Raw genomic sequence first — 20,584 nt, 5'->3', positions numbered from 1 at the left:
ACTATACATAAAAGTATGGTACGTCCTCAGCAAGCGGGTCAAGGTGACCTTTTATGAAACAAGCGGACCTTTTAGTGAAATGAACTGTTTTACAAAGAAGAACAACACACAGGTACATTTATCTCACAACTGGCAATACTGGATTTTCAGTGAGAAGCCAGTAAAGTGACTACCCTCAACCCAAACAAAGCTTAAAGAACAGGACATATAGGATAATCAATGCAACTCTCTGATACCTCATTGTTAGCAGTCATCGCCCTGTGCAGCATCGCTTGCCAGTGGCTAGCATGGCGCTTAAAACTCCCTGCTATTCTATTCCTACTCGTTACCGGCATTTTGCTTGGCCCAGTCAGCCAAACACTCGACCCTGACGCTCTGTTTGGTGACTTACTCTTTCCGGTTGTCTCACTTTCTATTGCCATCATTTTGTTTGAAGGCAGCTTAACACTACACTTTAATCAGGTACGCGATGTCAGTAGCGTTGTCCGGCGATTAGTGACCTGGGGAGCACTAGTCACTTGGGCGCTGATAGCTATCGCCTCCCATTTAATTATTAAATTACCTGTCGAGCTAGCTGCATTATTTGGTGCTCTTGTGGTCGTCACAGGCCCCACTGTTATCATTCCGATGCTACGAACGTTACGCGCCACCAGCCGTATCGCCAATGTTTTACGCTGGGAAGGGATTATTATCGATCCAATAGGCGCCCTCATGGCAGTGCTTGTGTTCGAATGGATAATATCAAGCCAGCAAGCCAGTGGATTGATATCCCATACAGCGCTGCTTTTTGGCGAAATTATTCTGGTAGGCTCATCTCTTGGTGCATTCGCAGCCTTTTTATTGGCTTTTGTGATTCGTCGTCACTGGCTCCCTGAATATCTACACGCCTTTGGAACACTCGCCTTAGTACTTACCACGTTCACACTCTCTAATCATCTGGCACATGAATCAGGCTTATTAGCCGTCACTGTTATGGGAATTTGGCTGGCCAACGCCAAAGGTATTCATATTGAAGAGATCCTATCCTTTAAAGAAAACCTCACTATTCTTTTGATCTCTGGCTTGTTCATCTTACTAGCGGCCCGCCTTAATTTAGATCATCTCATCGACCTTGGCTTACCTGCACTAGCTTTGCTCGCCGTCATACAATTTATTGTTCGCCCTATTTCTGTGGGGCTTTGCAGTATTGGCAGTGACCTTACTTGGCAAGAAAAAAGCCTCATAGCTTGGGTCGGACCTCGCGGTATAGTCGCCGCAGCAGTTTCTGCTTTTTTTGCGCTACGCTTAGAAGAAAATGGCTATGCTAATGCCGAACTGCTCACGGCCCTTACATTTTCGGTAATTATTGGAACGGTGGTATTCCAAAGCGCAACTGCGCGCTTTATTGCACTAAAACTAGGAGTAACAGAACCAGAATCAAAAGGACTGGTCATTATTGGTGCCAACAAAGTAGCGCGTGCGATTGCTACTGCATTAGACAAACAAGATATTCCAACGCTATTAATAGACCCCAGCTGGGAGAACATTAGCGAAGCCCGCATGGCTGGACTAAAAACCTTGCACGGCAACCCACTTTCAACACGAGTGTCGGAAAAACTCGAGCTAGGTGGGTACGGACAACTACTAGCCGCCACACCGCAGCATGAAATAAATGCACTCGCCTGCCTACATTTTCGCAGCGAATTTGAAACCCGCTTTATTTATGCCATCAAGGCGGACAAAACTAGCACTTCATCATCACGCCATGCTGTCGCTTCAGAGCATCAAGGTAAAACCATGGGCAAGGATAGCTTCTCATTCAAAAAACTTTCTAGCCTTATGAGCCAAGATGCTCGCCTCAAAGCAACTACATTATCAGAAGATTACAGCTTATCGCGCTGGAAAGAAGAACATAGCGATAACCGTTCACTTCTGATGGCCACCACCCCTGAAGGTCGACTCAGATTTTTCGTTCCAGAAGAAGAGCTTGCTATAAAAGAGGGTTGGACAATTCTATCTATCGAAACCTCCCCTTCTGTTGATAAGAGTACTAACACCGGTCTCCAAGAAACTCATATAACGCCCACATATGAGTGACATTTTAATCGCACAACTTGCCGCATCTAAGCTACAAGCTTTTATAGAAAGGCACCCTCGATTAATTGTTTTAACAGGGGCGGGCATCAGCACTGATTCAGGCATTCCTGATTACCGGGACCACAACGCTCAGTGGAAACGAAAACAGCCCGTTCAACACCATGACTTCATGAATAACTTAGCAACACGGCGACGCTTCTGGGCACGCAGCTTAGTAGGATGGCCAATAATGCGAGATGCAAAACCTAATGCATCGCATAAGAAGCTGACTGAACTAGAAAGAGCGGGGCACATACCTCTCCTTATTACACAAAATGTTGATGGTTTACACCAAGAAGCAGGACAACAAAACATTATCGACCTTCATGGTCGCTCTGATAACGTAAGATGCATGACATGCGCAGCTCAATACTCTCGCAACCAAGTTCATGATTGGATGCTTGAATTAAACCCTCGTTTCAAAGAGTTAAAGGCGGCCGCCGCTCCTGATGGCGATGCAGACCTTGAACGTGTAGACTTTGGTCTATTCAAAGTCAGCAACTGCCCTGCTTGTGAAGGGGTACTAAAACCCGATGTTGTGTTTTTTGGTGATAATGTTCCCCGACAACTCGTTGAACAGTCACTCCAACAGCTAAAAAGAGCAGATGGTTTACTCGTGATAGGATCATCCTTGATGGTCTACTCAGGTTTTCGTTTTTGCAAAAGAGCGCATGAATGGGGCATCCCTATAGCAGCACTAACGCTAGGAAAAACACGCGCAGACGAACTACTGACCTTGAAATTAAACTCATCCATTAAAGACACGTTGGAACAACTCTCTTAACGTTGCCAGCGATTAATCGACAGGAAAAGACATGAGCATTACTCGCCTTGAAACCCAAAAACGTATCAGTCGTATTGTTATCCATAACGATACCGTTTACTTATGTGGCCAGGTTGCCGCCGATGCTAATACTGATATCCAAGAACAGACTCGTACCATGCTTGCCAAGGTTGACGCTTTACTAGAGCAGGCAGGGAGTAATAACAAAAATATTCTGTCGGCAACACTGTTCATACGTGATATGAAAGATTTCGCTGCAATGAATGAAGTTTGGGACGCTTGGGTTCCTGAAGGCCATGCACCTGCAAGAGCATGTGTTGAAGCACGAATGGCGCGAGCTGAATTATTAGTAGAGGTTTCTATCGTTGCTGCCATCCCGCAACAATAAAGAAAAATAAGTTCGTACATCCCGTAAAAAAGCAGACTCATATATGAGTCTGCTTTTAGTCACGAGCAAAAATTAGTAGCCGCTTATGGCAGACTTCAGTGATGTTTATTTAAAAAATTTGGATGCCATACCTGCCAATCCGCTTACACCACCAACAGCCTCTAACAAACCGCCTGCCGAGCTATTTTGGTCTATTAGTTCAGGAATCATGTCCGATAGCGCATTCGAAGCAGTCCCTTCATCCAAACCCAAAGAAGAGGAGAACTCATTAACCTGAGACTGCCCTAGAACCGACATAACTTGATCTACAGAAAAACCATCATTTGCCCCATCACCTAACCATGATTGCGCCAACGAAGCTAAACCACCACTGCTAACTTTCGAGATAAGATCACTAAGATCAATCTGACCATCCGCACCACCTAATAACGACCCTAAGGCACTAGTAAGTTGATTAGAATCAACGCCCTCAGCAGAAGTGCCTAATTTATTCAGAAACAAATCAGCTGCAATTTTTAATAAGTCCATCGGTGTATCTCCTCTTTATCGGTGATTGCAGGTGCCACATAGGTGCCTGATTAATACTTAATACGCTACGCTTACTAACATGAATAGCATGTTAACCTTATGACACACCCGCAGACTGAAGAAATCCATGAATGCCTGTTAGAACAATTTGAGAAGCCATTGCTGCAAGTATCAACCCTGTCACCTTACTCAATACATTGAGCCCAGTTTTACCTAATATTCTCTCCATCCAGGTCGAAAGGTGAAGGCAAACCAACAGACTAACTAAGGCTAACACTAAACCAATTAAACCATAGGCAATATCAAGCCCATGCAATTCCGCACCGTATACCAAAATCGTACCGATAGTCGCTGGACCGATAATTGTTGGGATAGCCAACGGGACAACGGATACATCTTCTCGTTGTTCGCTAGGCACCTCAGCATTGGCTCTAACACCATCTCTGACCAAACTAATAGCAGATAAAAACAGCAGAATCCCCGCACCAATACGAAATGAATCCAGTGTTATTCCTAGCAATGCAAACAAAGCAGAACCAAAGAAAAACAGCACAAGACTTATACACAACGCAGCAAAGACTGCCCTATTTGCAATAGATCGCCTATCTACCACTGAATCAGTACGCGTCAATGCCAGAAACATTGAGACAACAAAAAAGGGTGCAAACAAAAAAGCAAACTTTACCCAAGTAGAAAGAATTAAAGCCATATCAGAGTATTCTCAATATATTTATTTCGTACAATCAATATATACAAAAAAGCCGCCTATGAAGGCGGCTTTTTCACAGACACATCGCTTTAAGCGATTTTCGCATCCAGCTTACCAGCCTCATATGCATCCGCCATATTTTCCAGCGATATTGCATTGATTTTGGACGCTTGGCCTGCCGCACCAAAAGCCTCATATCGAGCGGCAGAGATATCACTCATCGCTTCAATTGTTTTCTTCAAGTATTTACGTGGGTCAAACTCAGATGGATTTTCAGCTAAGAAACGACGAATAGCCCCCGTAGAAGCCAAACGTAAGTCCGTATCAATATTGATTTTACGTACGCCGTACTTGATACCTTCAACGATCTGCTCAACTGGAACACCGTAAGTTTCAGGCATTTCACCACCAAACTCATTAATCACAGCCAACCACTCCTGTGGTACAGAAGAAGAACCATGCATAACTAAATGCGTACCCGGAATGCGCTGATGAATTGCTTTAATACGATCAATTGCCAAAATATCGTCAGTTGGCGGACGCGTGAATTTATAAGCGCCATGTGAAGTACCACAAGCAATTGCTAGGGCATCAACATTCGTTTTGCTTACAAAGTCAGCCGCTTCATCAGGATCAGTTAACATCTGGTCCATTGAAAGTGTACCTTCAGCACCAACGCCATCTTCTTCACCCGCTTGCCCTGTTTCTAATGACCCCAAGCAACCCAGCTCGCCTTCAACAGACACACCACATGCGTGAGCCATTTCAACAGTACGACGCGTAACATCAACGTTGTACTCATAGCTTGATGGTGTTTTTCCATCACTCATTAACGAGCCATCCATCATTACTGACGAGAAGCCCATAGCGATAGAACGCTGACAAATATCAGGAGAAGTACCGTGATCCTGATGCATACAAACAGGAATGTGTGGAAACTCAGCGATAGACGCCAAAATCATATGACGCAGGAAGTTAGAGCCTGCATATTTACGAGCGCCAGCAGAAGCCTGCACAATCACTGGAGAGTTAGTTTTATCTGCCGCTTCCATGATGGCACGCATCTGCTCCAAGTTATTCACATTGAATGCAGGGATTCCGTAACCATATTCAGCTGCATGGTCTAGCAGCTGACGCATTGATATTAAAGCCATTGTGTTTCACCTATTTCTTTAAATTATTTTCAGCTTAGCTATAAAAAGATACAAAATAAGCAAAGCGCGTTACTGTGCTGCACGTGTTTCCAAAATTGCGACTGCGGGTAGTACTTTTCCTTCTACAAATTCAAGGAAAGCGCCTCCACCCGTTGAGATATAGGATACTTTATCAGCAATCTCATATTTATCTACAGCAGCCAGTGTATCTCCACCCCCTGCTATAGAGAATCCTGCACTTTCAGCAATGGCTAACGATAATGTTTTCGTGCCACCGGCAAACTGATCAAACTCAAACACACCAACAGGGCCATTCCAAATAATAGTACCCGCATCTTTAAGCATACTCGCAAGTGCTTTTGCAGAAGCAGGACCGATATCCAGAATCATGTCATCTTCCGCCACATCATCGACAGACTTTACTGTTGCTGTTGCTGTTTCAGAAAATTCCGTTGCCACTACAACATCTATTGGCAGCGGGATTTTTACTTTTTTCATTAGCTCTTGAGCGACTGGAATTAAGTCATGTTCACACAATGACTTACCGACCGGCTTACCCGCTGCAGCTAAGAAAGTATTAGCAATACCGCCGCCCACAATAAGCTGATCAACTTTATCAGACAGTGAATTTAATACTTCCAACTTCGTTGATACTTTAGACCCGCCCACAATAGCTACCAATGGAGGCTTAGGCTGTTTCAGCGCTTTACCCAACGCATCTAACTCGTTAGCCAACAACGGACCTGCACATGCCACTTCAGCAAAGCGCGCAACACCATGTGTAGAAGCTTGGGCCCGATGCGCTGTGCCAAATGCATCCATCACATAGATGTCACACAACGCCGCCATTTTTTGTGACAACGATTCATTATCTTTCTTCTCACCGGCATTGAAGCGTACATTTTCCAACAACACTAACTCGCCTTCAGCCACTTCAAAGCTGCCATCCAACCAATCTTTAACTAAGGGGACTGGTCGTGATAAAAGCTTACTAAGATGCTCAGCAACAGGGGCTAGCGAATATTTCTCGTCATATTCACCTTCAGTAGGGCGCCCTAAATGAGACATCACCATTACTTTAGCGCCTGCCTTCAATGCAAACTCAATAGTTGGCAATGACGCACGAATACGGGCATCTGAGGTTACTTGTCCATCCTTAACAGGAACATTGAGATCTTCACGGATAAGTACGCGCTTACCGTTCAAACCCAGATCCGTCATCTTCAATACACTCATGATCGTGTCCTACTGACTATTTAGCTAATGGTTTAATTCAAAAAATTTACTCTATATTTTGTACAGTCTTTGCATTGGAAAACAGTGCTTACATTTAGTTAACGCACATCCTTTCCCGATAGATACAGCCAATCTTGAGCAATATCTAACATACGATTCGCAAACCCCCACTCGTTATCAAACCAGCAAAGTAATTTGATCATCTTGTCACCACTCACTCGCGTTTGCGTACCATCAACAATAGCGGAGCGAGGGTCGCGATTAAAATCGACAGAAGCATGTGGCTCTTCGGTATAACCTAACAAACCTTTTAAATGCTGAGCCGCTGCATTTTTAAATATCTGATTCACCTCATCAGTAGAGGTTGGCTTAGACACATTAATACTCATATCCATAACAGATACGTTAATAGTCGGAACTCTCAGATGTAGACACTCAAAACGCCCTGCTAACTGAGGCAGCAAACGATCTATTCCCTTACCTAAACCCGTATCTACTGGAATAATCGATTGCATAGCGCTTCTGGTCAGGCGCAAGTCCGTTTGATGATAGCTATCAATGACTGGTTGATCATTCATCGCAGAGTGGATTGTTGTAGTGACCCCACAAACAATACCTAACTCCTTATCCAACAAGTCCAGTACCGGAATGACACAATTGGTGGTGCAAGACGCAGCAGATACCACTGTCATATCGGGCATAAGAAGTTGGTGATTCAAACCATAAACAATGGTTGCATCTACATCAGGCATTGCAGGCTGAGAAAAGAGCAGCCTTTTGGCACCTGACTGCAAGTGCTTCTCGGCTGTTCCTCGGTCACTAAAAGAGCCTGAGCATTCGATCACAAGATCGATTCCCATCTCATCCCAAGGAAGCCGCGAAGGTTCTGATTGATTAATGACTTTAATACGATCATTAGCAATGATCAGGTTTTCGCCATCATGCTCTACGGGAAGAGGGAAACGACCATGTGTTGTGTCATAGCGAGTCAGGTATGTAACGGTTTCTATATCGGAGAGCTCATTTAAAGCAACCACCTGCAGCTGCTGCTGTAATCCATTTTCATAGATTGCTCGCAGGACACACTGCCCGATTCGACCGTAGCCATTAATCGCAATTCGAAAGCTCATCTAACTCGCTTATATATTCAGAGAAAAACAAAGCCGGACAAGTGCCCGGCTTACCGCTTTTTACAGTACTGATTTTACCGTTGCTACAACGTTATCAACAGTAAATCCAAAGTGCTTAAACAGATCGCCAGCAGGAGCAGACTCACCAAAGGTAGTCATACCCACAATCCCGCCATTTAAGCCAACATACTTGTACCAGAAGTCCGCTTGCAACGCTTCAACAGCAACTCGTGCCGTTACAGCAGCAGGTAGTACTGATTCACGGTATGCAGCATCCTGACGGTCAAAGACACCCGTTTCTGGCATAGAAACTACGCGCACTTTCTTGCCTTCAGCCGTTAGCGCTTGTGCAGCATCCATTGCTAGCCCTAGTTCAGAACCCGTAGCAATCAAGATTGCATCAGGCTGCCCATCAGTATCACGCAGGATATACCCTCCACGAGCAATGTTAGCAATCTGTTCTGGAGTACGTTGCTGATGAGGAAGGTTCTGACGAGAGAACACCATAGCAGTAGGGCCATCGGTACGCTCAAGTGCTGCTTTCCAAGCGACGGCAGATTCAACTGCATCACCTGGACGCCAGCAGCTCATATTCGGTGTATGACGTAGGTTAGAAACCTGTTCAACGGGTTGATGAGTAGGTCCATCTTCACCCAAACCAATTGAGTCATGCGTATAAACATGGATGACTCGCTGCTTCATCAGTGCCGCCATACGCAACGCATTACGAGCATATTCCATGAACACCAAGAAAGTTGCTCCGTATGGAATAAAGCCACCATGTAACGCCAGACCATTCATCATTGCAGACATACCAAATTCACGTACGCCGTAATACAAGTAGTTACCAGACGCGTCATCTTTACTAATGCCTTTGGCTCCCGACCACAGTGTCAGGTTTGAACCTGCTAAATCAGCAGACCCACCAAGCAATTCTGGTAATAATGGGCCGTATGCATTCAACGAATTTTGCGACGCTTTACGCGATGCAATCGTTTCGCCTTTAGCAGCGATTTCAGCGATCCACGCGTCAGCTTTATCAGAGAAATCTGCTGGCAAGTCGCCAGAAATACGACGCAATAAGTCAGCAGCCAACTCAGGGAAAGCCGCATTATAAGCAGCAAAGCGTGTGTTCCAGTCATTCTCAGTACGCACACCTGCGTCTTTTGCGTCCCAGTCTGCATAAATATCTTCTGGTACTTCAAATGCAGCATGAGGCCAGTTCAGACGTTCGCGTGTTAATGCGATTTCATCATCACCCAAAGGCGCACCATGGCAGTCTTCCTTGCCTTCTTTATTCGGAGAGCCAAAACCGATCGTTGTTTTGCAGCAGATCAATGTTGGACGATCCGTTTCTTCTTTAGCGCTTGTGATAGCACTGCGGATCTGATCAGCATCATGCCCATCAACACCCGGAATAACTTGCCATCCGTATGCTTCAAAACGCTTAACGTTGTCGTCTGTGTACCAACCTTCAACTTCACCGTCGATAGAGATACCGTTGTCATCCCAAAAGACAATCAACTTACCCAAACCTAATGTGCCTGCAAGTGAGCACGCCTCATGAGAAATACCTTCCATCATGCAACCATCACCCATAAACGCATAGGTGTTGTGATCAATAATTTCGTGACCTTCACGGTTAAACTGTGCCGCCAAGATTTTTTCAGCCGTAGCAAAGCCCACTGCATTAGAAACACCCTGCCCTAAAGGGCCGGTTGTTGTCTCTACACCTGGGCAGTAGCCGTATTCTGGATGGCCTGCTGTTTTAGAATGAAGCTGACGGAAGTTTTTGATGTCATCAATTGACACATCATAACCAGTCAAATGCAACAAAGAGTAGATCAACATAGACCCATGGCCGTTAGACAGTACGAAACGATCACGATCAAACCATTGCGGGTTAGCAGGGTTATGCTGCATAAAATCGTTCCAAAGAACTTCGGCAATATCAGCCATACCCATTGGCGCACCAGGGTGGCCCGATTTTGCTTTTTGAACAGCATCCATACTTAAAGCGCGAATAGCATTGGCCAGTTCTCTACGAGAGGACATTCAATCAACTCCTGGGATTTTTCCCAATTTAGTGAAGCGAAGTATAAAAACAGGCCGCAATTTTCTCGCAGATACGCCTTCGCTTCAACGGTTAAACCCAATTTCGACGAAAACTGAAGAATTTTCATGTTAATTCATGAAATTTTCATGAAAAACCAAGCCTATTTTCATGCAATCAACGTCCAACAAAGCTAAAATACGATAATGACTTCTAAACCAGAGACGTTTCGTGACCTTTCAGACACGCTCTGAATTCCATAGATCTATAAGAAATCGTTCTACTAGACATGGCTCGCTTTAATTAAAATGAGCTCTACAAAGCTTTAATTGAGGATACAAACACGCGATGAGCGAATATAACCTATTTACTTCTGAATCCGTATCTGAAGGCCACCCAGACAAAATTGCTGACCAAATTTCAGACGCCGTTCTTGACGCCATTATTAGTGAAGATAAATATGCGCGTGTTGCCTGCGAGACACTAGTTAAAACAGGTGTAGCAATTGTTTCAGGAGAAATAACAACATCCGCTTGGGTCGATCTTGAAGATATCGTACGTAACGTCATCTGCGATATCGGTTACACCTCGTCAGATGTTGGTTATGATGGTGCGACATGCGGTGTGATCAACATTATCGGTAAACAAGCACATGAAATTGCTCAGGGAGTAGATCGAGCTAAACCGGAAGACCAAGGCGCAGGCGACCAGGGCTTAATGTTTGGCTATGCATCGAACGAAACCGATGTACTCATGCCGGCACCCATCACTTACGCTCACCGTTTAGTAGAGCGTCAAGCTGAAGTTCGCAAATCGGGTTTGTTACCTTGGTTGCGCCCAGATGCAAAATCACAAGTGACATTCCGCTATAAAGATGGAAAACCATCAGGTATAGATGCTGTCGTGTTATCAACACAGCATAATGCTGATGTTTCTCAATCCGATTTACGCGAAGCGGTAATGGAACTGATCATCAAACACGTATTACCGGCAGAATGGCTCACAAAAGAGACCAAGTTTCACATCAACCCTACGGGTTCATTTGTTACCGGCGGGCCTGTAGGAGATTGCGGTCTGACTGGTCGTAAGATCATTGTGGATACTTACGGCGGCATGGCACGTCACGGAGGCGGGGCGTTCTCAGGCAAAGACCCATCAAAAGTAGATCGCTCTGCGGCTTATGCTGGCCGCTATGTTGCTAAAAATATCGTTGCCGCTGGATTAGCTGATCGTTGTGAGATCCAAGTATCATATGCAATCGGTGTTGCTGAACCTACTTCAGTTTCTATCAACACCTTTGGAACTGGCAAAATTTCTGATGAGAAAATTATCGGACTTATCAATCGTCATTTCGACCTACGCCCACACGCAATCACTCGTATGCTAGACCTTTTACATCCTATGTATCAGGCAACAGCGGCTTACGGACACTTTGGACGCCTACCTCATGAAATGACCGTGAAAGATGACACCTTTACGGCATTTACGTGGGAGCGCACAGACAAAATTGAAGCACTAAAAGCTGACGCTGGCATTTAAACCATACATTGCATTTTAAAAAGGCGCATAAGCGCCTTTTTTTGCATCTACCTTTGCCAAAAACTGGCAATTTCCAACTTTCTGTCTAAGACTCTTATATTAACTAACAGTCTTTTAATACTGTCGTTGCTCTCAAGATAGGCATGGAGGTCTTAGCGTCAATGCGTTTACAAGATATCAGCATACGCTGGAAGCTTTATATTTTAGTAGCACTGACAATGCTCAGTATCACAGCGGTATCTCTTCTTTCGCTCAAATATTCACATGATGATCTAATAGAGTCTCGAAAAAACACTCTTAAAAGCGTTGTCGACAGTGCCATTAGCCAGCTAAAGCCAGTTCTCTCTTCAGATAACCACTCACTTTCTGAAGAAGAAAAAATGATTTTTGCCAAACAGCTCGTGCAAAACCTTCGTTACAACAAAAACTATATTTTCATTACTAATCTATCCGGCGTTAATATTGCCCACCCCATCCTGCCAAACATAAATGGACGAGACATCAGTCAATTACAAGACAACAATGGCAATTACATCATACGACCTATGCTGCAGGGTATTCGTAAAAAAGGAGAAGTTTTTACCTCTTACTATTGGCCAAAGCCTGGTGAAACCATACCCACTGAAAAAATAAGCTATGCAAAACTGATCCCTGGAACAGACCTCATAGTAGGATCAGGAATTTACACTAAGGATATTGAGCACACTTACTTTTCTCGCCATATAACATTCATTTTATTAGCAACTTTTGCCGGTCTATTAGCCTATTTAATTTCAGGACGCATCGCCAGCAGCATTACCGCTCCCACAGCGAGGCTTGTCGACCAAATAGAACGACTCTCCTCAGGCCATATCACTGAAGAAATAACCGACAATGATCGTAAAGATGAAATTGGAAGCATAGCCGCAGCACTTGTACATTTTCGCCAACAAACTATTGAGAATGAAGACCTTAAACAAGCAAATATTCAAGCTCAACATCTGGCTAATTACGACCCTGTTACCCAGCTATTGTCCCGCAAAGCGCTTGAAGATGAACTCACTCGTATATTGGCCATTCTCCCTAGCAACAAAAAGTGCGCAATACTTGCTATAAAACTCCCGCTACTACGAGATATTTTGGCTCAATGGGGAACAGACTACTGCAACTTAATTCTTATAAATATATCTAATCGCATCAAAAAAACGCTCAACGACGATGATGTACTAGCACGCTATAGCGACGACATTATCACAGTAATTCGCCCTGAACTTTCAGATCTACGCGAAATAAACATTCTCATCAATACAATACAAACAGAGATAATGCTTCCTGCTCAAATTGAAGGCCAGCAACTGTCTTTTCAATCACGCGTAGGCGTTAGCATTGCACCCACTGATGGAGACCAAGAACTTACATTATTAAGTCATGCGGAAGAAGCAATCAGCGAAGCTCGTCGCCTGGAGCTTGATTATATGTTTTTCAATCAACTAAAAACATTTGCACTGGATGAGCGATTAGTTCTTTGGAAAGATATCCAACAAGCATTAGAAGAGGACCAGTTTTACTTAGTATTCCAACCTCTACACGACTTACGTACAAATAAGATTATTTCTGCAGAAGTATTATTGCGCTGGGAGCATCCTGAACGCGGATTCATTTCACCCGCTACATTTGTAGTCTTTGCAGAGCAGAGCGGTTTAGTGACTCGCTTAGACAATTGGGTTTTGAAGGCGGCAGCCAGACAAATAAAACAATGGAGGCAATCTGGCTTTGATATCCCACAATTGGCCGTAAACCTTTCCGGTTTAACATTCATGCGCAGCGATTTACAACAGCTTATTCATGAAGCAACTAACGAATATGATATACCTCTGGAAACATTAGAATTAGAACTCACAGAAGGTGTATTAATTGCTTCAATAGAAACCCTTCAAGAAAAAATTCGTACGGTTCAGAAAATGGGCATCAGCATATCCATCGACGATTTTGGCACAGGCTACTCCTCACTTAGCCGTATACGCAATTTACAAATTAACAAAGTGAAAATTGACCAATCATTCATTCAAGATTTAGAAAATAGCAAGGGCGACAAAAAAATTGTCGAAGCCATCATCCACATGGCCCAAGGACTCAATGTAAAAGTCGTAGCTGAAGGCGTTGAAACAGCAGAGCAGTTGAATATATTACGTTCAATCAATTGTGATATAGCACAAGGATTTTTATTAAGCAGACCTTTAAAGAACGAAAAATTCATCGCATTACTAGACAATCAAAATGTTATTATAGAAGTAGACTGACCCTAGGTGAACAATGGCATAATACGTCTTTTTAATGTTGGACCTGAGCAGCATGCGCACACCAAGATTCTATGAGCCTTCTGAACTATACACAGGACAAACCTGCTTATTAAGCGAAGCAACAACCCAACATGTGTCACGCGTATTACGCATGAAGACTGGCGAGGAAATCACCTTATTTAATGGACAAGGTAGTGAATTCCTTTGCTCTCTTGAACGGGTAGACAAACGACACGTTGAAGTAAAAATAATTAGTGAGCACGTGCAATCAAGATCTAGCTCATTACAGATTCATATAGGCCAAGCTATATCTCGTGGTGAAAGAATGGACTATGCGATCCAAAAAGCAACGGAGCTAGGAATGTCTTGTATGACTCCATTGTTTACTGAACGCTGCGAAGTTCGTTTAAATACCGAGCGCCAAGATAAACGCAACAAACATTGGCAACAAGTAGCTAATAGCGCATGCGAACAATCACTTAGAAATGAACTTCCTTGCATAGCGCCTATCCAACCACTACAAGAATGGCTAAGCACGGTTAAAGCCGACTTGAAATTAGTATTACACCATCATACAGAGCACCCCCTCAATGAGATCTCTCGCCCTTCGTCCATAGCATTGCTTATTGGTCCTGAGGGCGGACTCAGTGAAGCCGAAGTTAATGCAGCTCTTGCGGCAGGCTTTAAACCCGTAGCCTTTGGCCCTAGAGTGATGCGCACAGAAACGGCACCCGTTGCAGCACAAGCTATATTACAGTATTTATGGGGCGACCTAAGTTAGGCTACTCCCCCTATTTAGATTAAACTCATCAGGCAAACAGCCTAGAGGACAGCAGAGAATGACATTAAAAGTCGGTATTGTGATGGACCCTATTGATGGGATTAACTACAAAAAAGATAGTTCTCTTGCCATGTTATGGGCAGCACAGCAAAAGGGATGGGAGCTATGGTACATGGAACAAAAGCACCTATTCCTACGCGACGGAAAAGCTAAAGCCAACATGGCTCCTTTGAGTGTTGCGATGGACCCTGAAGCATTTTTCACTCGTGGTGACTACCAATGCGAAGACCTTTCTTCTCTCGATGTGATTTTAATGCGTAAAGATCCTCCATTTGATAACGAGTTTCTCTATACCACGCAACTCCTAGCAATAGCGGAAGCCGAAGGGACTATGATTGTTAATCGCACTCAAAGCTTACGCGATTTTAACGAAAAACTTTTCGCGACTCACTTTCCAGAATGCTGCCCTCCTCTTCTGGTGACACAAGATGAAGCGTTACTCCGAGCTTTTCACGCTGAACACCAAGATGTTATTTTCAAACCATTAGACGGAATGGGCGGAGCATCAATTTTTAGAATTAAAGAGGATGGTGTCAACCTAGGTGTCATTATTGAAACACTGACAGACCATGGCAAACAAACCATTATGGCGCAGAAGTATCTCCCAGAAATAGTAAACGGGGATAAGCGTATTTTAATGATAGATGGTGAAGCAGTACCCTATGCACTCGCTCGCGTACCCATGGCAGGCGAAACTCGAGGAAACCTTGCTGCTGGCGGAAAAGGGGAAGGCCGCCCATTAACCGACCGCGATCGCTGGATCTGCGACCAGGTAAGCTCTACACTCAAAGAGAAAGGGTTATTGTTTGTCGGCTTAGATGTCATTGGTGACTACCTGACTGAAATCAACGTCACAAGCCCCACATGTATCCGCGAGCTAGACAATCAATTTGGTCTCGATATTGGAATGCAATTAATGAATGCCATTGAAGAGAAGCGGAAAAACTCATAGTGCTTGGAGCTACCCAAAATATATCTTCAAATACAACGGTCAGTGTTACTGATCGTTTCGGATTTACGCTATTCATGGCGACTGCTTTGCACGCCGTACTTATTTTGGCCAGCTCTTTTATTAGTCTACCGTCAACGCCTCCAGTACAAACCCTGGAGATCACATTAGCTCAATATGCTGTTGAAAAGCCGTCAGAAAAGGCTGATTTCTTAGCTCAAGCTAATCAATTAGCCAGCGGAACTGTTGAAGAAAAACGCTTACCCTCAACAACCGAACGCTCAACATTCCAAGATAATAAGATTCGCAACCAATCCGCTCGCCCTGTTGAATCTACAAATAAGCCAGTGCCCGCGCCATCCGCCGTTTCCAATCAAGCAAAACCCAGCACTGATAAAGGCAATGCCAACCAAGCAGCCAAAAAGAAACGTCAGGTAATCACTACTAAGAAAGAAAAAACAAAAAAAACATCCGCAGCGCCACGAAAAAGCAAACCAACAACATCACAAGCAAGAACAGGCCAATCCACTTCTTTACTCGCAAAAAGTCTAGAAATTGCTAACCTTCAAGCTCAGATTAAAATGCAGCAAGAGCAACTTGCCAGACGCCCTAAAACTCGCCGCTTATCCTCTGTATCAACAAGCATACACGAAGATGCAGTCTATCTAGACAACTGGCGTCGCCGTATCGAGATGGTCGGCAATATGAATTACCCTGAGGAAGCACGCCGCAAAAAACTATATGGATCATTACGTGTGTTAGTCGCCATTCTCCCTGATGGCGGTTTGAAAAGCATCGAAATAACGCAATCTTCAGGCAGCAAAACACTTGATGATGCAGCAATACGCATTGTTCGACTTGCCTCCCCATTTCAACCGTTCAGTGCTGAGATGAGAAAAAATACAGATGTTCTTGAAATCATTCGTAGCTGGAAGTTTGAGAAAACCACACAACTGTACTAAACCTTAGGAGTCCGTTTTTCATTATATGTGGTTTTATCATGCTTAATACTCAAACCTGTTTGCGCGACCACTTTTTAATCTCCATGCCTCACCTTGAGGATGACACTTTTGCGCAAACAATTATTTACATTTGTGACCATAGTGAATACGGCGCCATGGGGCTCATGGTCAATCGCCCTCTTAATTTTCACCTTGATAAAATGTTGTCCCACCTTGACTTACCTAGCAGCAGCTTTGCCGGAGCGATCCAGGTTCACTCTGGAGGCCCTGTACAAAGTGACAGAGGGTTTGTATTGCACAAAAGCTACTTAGGTAACCCTTGGCTGTCCACTCATGCGGTAACGGACAATCTATTTCTAACAACCTCAATGGATATTCTCGAGGCGATCGCCTTAAGCAACTGTGCCGAGGCACTTATTGCACTAGGGTACACTGGCTGGGGGCCGGGCCAGCTAGAACAGGAAATAACTGACAATGTTTGGTTAAGCTGCCCCGCAAATTCAGATATAATGTTTCACGAACCCGCTGAAGATAGGCTACAAGCCGCTGCCACTATCATGGGGGTAAATTTGAATCTAATGACTTCCCACATCGGGCATGCTTAAACCAAGAGAATTATGACATTACCTAGCCAGCAAGTGCTCGCATTTGATTTCGGAACACGCCGAATAGGAATAGCCACAGGCCAACCCATTACTGCAACAACCTTAGCATTAACTCCCATTCTCGCACGTGACGGCACCCCTGACTGGCCCGCACTGGATAAAACCGTAAAAGAATGGCAGCCTTCGATACTGGTTGTGGGCATCCCCTTAAACATGGACGGCACTATCAGTGAAATGTCACGCAGAGCACGCCGCTTTGCGAATCGTATTCAAGATCGCTACCAACTTCCTTGTTATCTCATAGATGAACGCCTTTCAACCGCTGAAGCAAAAGAGATTCACTTCTCTCAAGGCGGCGGCACTAATTTTCGTAAAGAATCAGTAGACGGTATCGCTGCACAAATAATTCTAGAAAGCTGGTTTGGAAGCACATTACGTATTCCAAGCCACACACGACTGGAGGACCTTTAATGGTACAGGGAACATTGAGTGTTGAATCATTGCTTGAAAAAATGGTATCAGAGCTTAAAACACTCTTAATCCATCGCCAAATATCGGAACCTCTCATCATAGGCATCCGCACAGGCGGAATATGGATAGCAGAACGTCTACATACAGAACTCGGATTAGAAAGCCCTATTGGTACGTTAGATATTTCTTTTTATCGCGATGATTTTTCTCAAATTGGATTACACCCCAAAGTGCAGGCGTCTCAAATCCCTTTTGCTACCGAAGGGCGCGACATTGTACTGGTTGATGACGTTATTATGAGCGGCCGTACGATTCGTGCAGCACTCAATGAGTTATTTGATTACGGCCGCCCATCTTCAGTTACACTCGTCACATTATTGGATTTACAGCGCAGACAGCTACCCATTCAAGCAGATGTGTACGGCGGAACCCTATCTCTTGGCCCGAATCAACAAGTTAAACTAACTGGCCCCAATCCTCTGGAACTGGAAATCAGTCAAAAAGATCAACACTAGCTGGAGCAAGACATGTTTGAAACAACAGACCCTAATAGTATTCAGCTAAACAGCCAAGGTCAGCTCAAACACTTTATAACTACCGAAGGCCTGACTAGAGAGCTCCTGACAGAAATAATTGATACTGCAGACTCATTTGTAGATATGAGCGCACAACAAGTTAAAAAAGTCCCTTTACTGCGCGGCAAGACAGTCGTGAATTTATTCTTTGAATCCAGCACCCGGACATTAAGCACTTTTGAACTGGCCGCTAAACGCCTATCGGCAGACGTACTTAACTTAAATATCAGCACCTCATCTACATCAAAAGGTGAAACACTCAAAGACACATTACAAACATTAGAAGCAATGCACTCAGATATGTTTGTAGTGCGCCATTCAGACAGCGGAGCAACACACTTCATTGCTGAACATGTGACGCCCAATGTTGCTGTTATTAATGCAGGCGATGGTCGTCATGCTCATCCGACACAAGCTATGTTAGATATGCTCACCATAAAGCGTCATAAAGGTGACTTCTCACCTTTAGTAGTAGCAATCGTGGGTGATATTTTGCATTCAAGAGTCGCGCGTTCACAAATTCACGCACTACGTACCCTTGGTGCTGCGGAAATACGCGTTATAGCTCCAACAACATTACTTCCTCGCAATATCGAAGCACTAGGCGTTAAGGTCTTCACACATATGGAGTCAGGCCTCAAAGATGCTGACGTCGTTATCATGCTTCGTTTACAAAAGGAACGCATGCAAAGCGCCTTACTCCCGAGTGAGTCTGAGTTTTATAAACTCTTCGGCCTCACTAATGAAAAGCTACAACATGCCAAGCCCAATGCGGTTGTTATGCATCCCGGACCTATCAATCGAGGTGTAGAAATAGAATCAGCGGTTGCTGATGGCCCTCAATCATTAATCCTTGATCAGGTAACCAACGGCATTGCGGTGAGAATGGCAGTCATGTCAATGTCGATGTCAGGCCAAATGACTGAGAAAAATTTGAAGGCGGAGGCATAACCACATGCTTGTCATAAAAAACGGGCGTCTGATAGACCCTAAAAATGAACTAGATGAAATCTGCGACCTGTACATAAAAGACGGGAAAGTTATTTCAATTGGGCACGCCCCCGAAGGCTTCACAGCCTCCAAGATTATCGATGCTACACATCAAGTTATCATTCCCGGACTGATTGACATGTGTGCACATGTTAGAGAACCGGGGTATACGCAAAAAGCCACCATTGCCAGTGAATCGGCTGCGGCTGCGGCTGGTGGCATAACAACAATGATTACCCCACCAACAACCAAACCTGTGGTTGACAACCCTGCCGTTGCAGAAATGATTATAGACAGAGCACAAGCAACTGGGCTAGCCAGCGTATTACCGATTGGGGCACTAACACAAGGACTTCAAGGAGAACAACTAGCCCCAATGCATGCCCTCAGTCGATCTGGATGCGTCGCATTCAGTAACGCCCGGGAAAGCATTCCAAGCTCGCTTGTCCTGTTACGTTGCCTCGAATATGCTGCAACTCATGATTTTCTAGTTATTTTTCAGCCTCAAAATCATGAGTTAACTGGCGATGGGAGCATGCACGATGACACAACCTGCACACGATTAGGGCTAACCGGCATTCCAGAGACTGCAGAAACGATTGAAGTAGCCCGCTGCTTGCTGCTTGTCGAACAAACAGGTGTGCGCGCACACTTTGGCCAACTGTCAGCTGAGCGCTCCGTCAGAATGGTTACAGATGCCCGCAAACGCGGTCTCAACGTAACGGCTGATGTTTCCATACACCATTTACTGCTGACTGATCAAAATGTAAACGGTTTCAACAGCATGTTCCATGTCATACCACCACTGAGAAGCCCTCTCGATCGTGCAGGATTAAGGCACGGCTTGGTCACTGATGGTATTCAAGCCATTTGCTCTGATCATCAACCTCATGATGCTGCAGCAAAGCAAGCACCATTTGCAGCAACTGATCCGGGTATTTCAGGTCTTGAGACACTGCTCCCTTTAGGATTAATGCTAGTAGAACAAGAGCTCATTTCCTTACCGCAACTAATTGAAAAAATGACTTCTGCTCCAGCGGCCATCCTCAACCTAAACAAAGGGTCACTAGGAATAGAAAGTGAAGCAGACATTTGTATTTTCGACCCTGAGCGCCAATGGCAGTTAACAGATGAAAACTTCGTTTCCGCAGGGAAGAACTCCCCATTTAAAAATATCCCTCTTAAAGGGAAAGTGACGCATACATTAATGAAGGGAAAACTGATATACCAAGAATAGCAAACATAAAAAAACCGAACCGTTTTGCTTGCGGTTCGG

The 20,584-nt window shown here is 44.4% G+C and carries 19 protein-coding genes; 13 read left to right on the top strand and 6 right to left on the bottom strand.

Going from position 1 to position 20,584, the window contains the following annotated elements; translation table 11 throughout:
- The first annotated feature begins 219 nt into the window (after positions 1-219).
- The 3 genes from QZZ55_RS04160 to QZZ55_RS04150 are packed head-to-tail and all read left to right on the top strand — an operon-like array spanning position 220 to position 3,287.
- Entirely contained in the window at positions 220-2,076 is a 1,857-nt protein-coding gene (locus QZZ55_RS04160; protein ID WP_293265618.1) for a sodium:proton antiporter, read from the top strand.
- A complete protein-coding gene (locus QZZ55_RS04155; protein ID WP_293265616.1) occupies positions 2,069-2,899 on the top strand; it encodes an NAD-dependent protein deacetylase in 831 nt (276 codons plus the stop codon). Before QZZ55_RS04160 ends, QZZ55_RS04155 begins: the two co-directional genes overlap by 8 nt.
- 31 nt (positions 2,900-2,930) lie before the next feature.
- Positions 2,931-3,287, top strand: a complete 357-nt coding sequence (locus QZZ55_RS04150) for a RidA family protein (RefSeq protein WP_293265614.1) — start codon at positions 2,931-2,933, stop codon at positions 3,285-3,287.
- Positions 3,288-3,392: 105 nt separating this feature from the next.
- Here QZZ55_RS04150 and QZZ55_RS04145 read toward each other — a convergent pair whose 3' ends face one another.
- From QZZ55_RS04145 to tkt, 6 genes are all read right to left on the bottom strand, one after another.
- On the bottom strand, positions 3,393-3,815 hold the full coding sequence (locus QZZ55_RS04145; RefSeq protein ID WP_293265612.1) for a YidB family protein: 423 nt from the start codon (positions 3,813-3,815) through the stop codon (positions 3,393-3,395).
- A 97-nt stretch (positions 3,816-3,912) separates the two neighbouring features.
- Positions 3,913-4,524 carry a MarC family protein gene (locus QZZ55_RS04140; protein ID WP_293265610.1) on the bottom strand — a complete coding sequence of 204 codons (612 nt, stop codon included), beginning with the start codon at positions 4,522-4,524 and terminating at the stop codon, positions 3,913-3,915.
- An 89-nt stretch (positions 4,525-4,613) separates the two neighbouring features.
- The gene (gene fba, locus QZZ55_RS04135) at positions 4,614-5,678 is read right to left on the bottom strand and encodes a class II fructose-bisphosphate aldolase (protein WP_293265608.1); all 1,065 of its coding nucleotides are present in this window, start codon (positions 5,676-5,678) and stop codon (positions 4,614-4,616) included.
- A gap of 69 nt (positions 5,679-5,747) precedes the next feature.
- Positions 5,748-6,914, bottom strand: a complete 1,167-nt coding sequence (locus tag QZZ55_RS04130) for a phosphoglycerate kinase (RefSeq protein WP_293265606.1) — start codon at positions 6,912-6,914, stop codon at positions 5,748-5,750.
- Positions 6,915-7,012: 98 nt separating this feature from the next.
- On the bottom strand, positions 7,013-8,044 hold the full coding sequence (locus QZZ55_RS04125; protein ID WP_293265604.1) for a glyceraldehyde 3-phosphate dehydrogenase NAD-binding domain-containing protein: 1,032 nt from the start codon (positions 8,042-8,044) through the stop codon (positions 7,013-7,015).
- A gap of 60 nt (positions 8,045-8,104) precedes the next feature.
- Positions 8,105-10,099 (bottom strand): transketolase, encoded by a 1,995-nt coding sequence (gene tkt, locus QZZ55_RS04120; RefSeq protein ID WP_293265602.1) that lies wholly within the window; start codon positions 10,097-10,099, stop codon positions 8,105-8,107.
- A 346-nt stretch (positions 10,100-10,445) separates the two neighbouring features.
- Between tkt and metK the strand changes: the two genes are divergently transcribed.
- From metK to QZZ55_RS04070, 10 genes are all read left to right on the top strand, one after another.
- A complete protein-coding gene (gene metK / locus QZZ55_RS04115) occupies positions 10,446-11,636 on the top strand; it encodes a methionine adenosyltransferase (protein WP_293265600.1) in 1,191 nt (396 codons plus the stop codon).
- A 161-nt stretch (positions 11,637-11,797) separates the two neighbouring features.
- Positions 11,798-13,915, top strand: a complete 2,118-nt coding sequence (locus QZZ55_RS04110; protein WP_293265598.1) for an EAL domain-containing protein — start codon at positions 11,798-11,800, stop codon at positions 13,913-13,915.
- Positions 13,916-13,967: 52 nt separating this feature from the next.
- Entirely contained in the window at positions 13,968-14,696 is a 729-nt protein-coding gene (locus QZZ55_RS04105) for a 16S rRNA (uracil(1498)-N(3))-methyltransferase (RefSeq protein WP_293265596.1), read from the top strand.
- A gap of 58 nt (positions 14,697-14,754) precedes the next feature.
- The gene (gshB, locus tag QZZ55_RS04100) at positions 14,755-15,708 is read left to right on the top strand and encodes a glutathione synthase (protein ID WP_293265594.1); all 954 of its coding nucleotides are present in this window, start codon (positions 14,755-14,757) and stop codon (positions 15,706-15,708) included.
- A complete protein-coding gene (locus QZZ55_RS04095; RefSeq protein WP_293265592.1) occupies positions 15,708-16,667 on the top strand; it encodes an energy transducer TonB in 960 nt (319 codons plus the stop codon). Before gshB ends, QZZ55_RS04095 begins: the two co-directional genes overlap by 1 nt.
- A 38-nt stretch (positions 16,668-16,705) precedes the next feature.
- Positions 16,706-17,272: a YqgE/AlgH family protein gene (locus QZZ55_RS04090; RefSeq protein ID WP_293265590.1), complete on the top strand. Its 567-nt coding sequence runs from the start codon at positions 16,706-16,708 to the stop codon at positions 17,270-17,272.
- 12 nt (positions 17,273-17,284) lie between these two features.
- Entirely contained in the window at positions 17,285-17,743 is a 459-nt protein-coding gene (ruvX, locus tag QZZ55_RS04085) for a Holliday junction resolvase RuvX (RefSeq protein ID WP_293265588.1), read from the top strand.
- Positions 17,743-18,258: a bifunctional pyr operon transcriptional regulator/uracil phosphoribosyltransferase PyrR gene (gene pyrR / locus QZZ55_RS04080; RefSeq protein ID WP_293265586.1), complete on the top strand. Its 516-nt coding sequence runs from the start codon at positions 17,743-17,745 to the stop codon at positions 18,256-18,258. The genes ruvX and pyrR overlap by 1 nt, the downstream gene beginning before the upstream one ends.
- A 12-nt stretch (positions 18,259-18,270) precedes the next feature.
- Positions 18,271-19,269: an aspartate carbamoyltransferase catalytic subunit gene (locus tag QZZ55_RS04075; RefSeq protein WP_293265585.1), complete on the top strand. Its 999-nt coding sequence runs from the start codon at positions 18,271-18,273 to the stop codon at positions 19,267-19,269.
- Positions 19,270-19,273: 4 nt separating this feature from the next.
- Positions 19,274-20,545 (top strand): dihydroorotase, encoded by a 1,272-nt coding sequence (locus QZZ55_RS04070; RefSeq protein WP_293265584.1) that lies wholly within the window; start codon positions 19,274-19,276, stop codon positions 20,543-20,545.
- The last annotated feature ends 39 nt before the right edge of the window (positions 20,546-20,584 follow it).

This window comes from Neptunomonas sp., from assembly GCF_016744175.1.
In the GTDB taxonomy this organism is placed as follows: Bacteria; Pseudomonadota; Gammaproteobacteria; order Pseudomonadales; family Balneatricaceae; genus Neptunomonas.
Note: the sequence above shows the minus strand (reverse complement) of the source record. Positions and strands in the feature narration are given on the sequence as shown.